General features: G+C 71.6%; 1 protein-coding gene. It reads right to left on the bottom strand.

The annotated features are described in order from the left end of the window. The coding region (locus GT042_RS10525) for a DEAD/DEAH box helicase (RefSeq protein WP_161308446.1) at positions 1 to 1455 on the bottom strand (1455 nt) is incomplete at its 3' end. Positions 1456 to 1617 lie beyond the last annotated feature (162 nt).

Raw genomic sequence — 1617 nt, 5'->3', positions numbered from 1 at the left:
GGCGCCACCCCCGGCGGTGGTACGTCCGGCACCCCGCGACCCCGACCGTGCGGGGCGTGCGGTGCGCGGCTTCGGCTTCTGCTGGACCACCGGCTGCGGCACCTCTATGACGACGGCCACCCCGGAGGGCTCCCGCGCGCCGGTGAGCTGTGCCAGCTCCTCGTCGGTGGACTTGATCCTGGCCGACTTGGGGTCGATGCCCGCGTCGGACATCAGCCGGGTCATCTCCCGCCGCTGCTCGGGCAGGACGAGCGTCACGACGCTGCCGGACTCCCCGGCGCGGGCGGTGCGTCCGCCGCGGTGCAGGTAGTCCTTGTGGTCGACGGGCGGGTCGACGTTCACGACGAGGTCGAGGTCGTCGACGTGGATGCCGCGGGCCGCCACGTTGGTCGCCACGAGGGCGGTGACCTGGCCGGTCTTGAACTGGTCGAGGGTGCGGTTGCGCTGCGGCTGCGAACGGCCGCCGTGCAGCCCGGCCGCCCTTACGCCGCTGGCCAGCAGGCGCTTGACCAGCCGGTCCACGGAGCGCTTGGTGTCCAGGAAGAGCAGCACCCGGCCGTCGCGGGCCGCGATCCTGGTCGTGACGGCCTTCTTGTCCGTCTCGTCCAGGACGTACAGCACGTGGTGCTCCATCGTGGTGACCGCGCCCTGCGAGGGGTCGACGGAGTGCACGACGGGATCGGTCAGGTACTGCCGTACGAGCCGGTCGATGTTCTTGTCCAGCGTCGCGGAGAACAGCATCCGTTGGCCGTCGGGCCGCACCTGCTTGAGCAGGGCGGTGACCTGCGGCATGAAGCCCATGTCGGCCATCTGGTCGGCCTCGTCGAGGACGGTGATGTCCACCTGGTCGAGCCGGCAGTCGCCGCGCTCGATGAGGTCCTTGAGCCGGCCGGGGGTGGCGACGAGCACCTCGGCGCCGCGCCGCAGCTGTCCGGACTGCTTGGTGATCGACATGCCGCCGACGACGGTGGCCATTTTCAGGTTCACGGCGGTGGCGTACGGGGTGAGCGCGTCGGTCACCTGCTGGGCCAGCTCACGCGTGGGTACGAGGACCATCGCGAGGGGGGCCTTGGGCTCGGCGTGGCGGCCCGCGAGGCGGGCGAGGAGCGCGAGTCCGAAGGCGAGGGTCTTGCCCGATCCGGTCCGGCCGCGGCCGAGGATGTCACGGCCCGCGAGGGAATTGGGCAGGGTCGCGCCCTGGATGGGGAACGGTTCCGTCACGCCCTGGGCGGTGAGGGTCTTGAGCAGCCCGGCGGGCATGTCGAGCTCGTCGAACGCCTCGACGGCAGGCAGTGCGGGGGTGAGGGTCTCCGGCAGAGTGAATTCCTGGGGGCGGGCGGGGGCACGGCGGGCCGGGGCCTTCGCCGTACCGCGCGCGGAGCCTTGTCCACGTGAATTCACCGGGCGTTTGCCGGCAGGTCTGGCAGCACGGTCCTGCCGCTCGGGGCGAGTCATTCAGTAAAGCCTTCCTGGGCCTGAGAACAGCGGCCTGAGAACAGCGCGAGCCGGGGCCCGCACCTGCACGGTGCGAGCCCCGGCTGCGAGGTACACGTCCGGGAACTAGGCCGGGACGATGTTCTCCGCCTGCGGGCCCTTCTGGCCCTGCGTGACGTCGAA

This window comes from Streptomyces sp. SID3212, from assembly GCF_009865405.1.
GTDB lineage: Bacteria > Actinomycetota > Actinomycetes > Streptomycetales > Streptomycetaceae > Streptomyces.
This window is presented reverse-complemented; position numbering and strand designations above follow the sequence as displayed.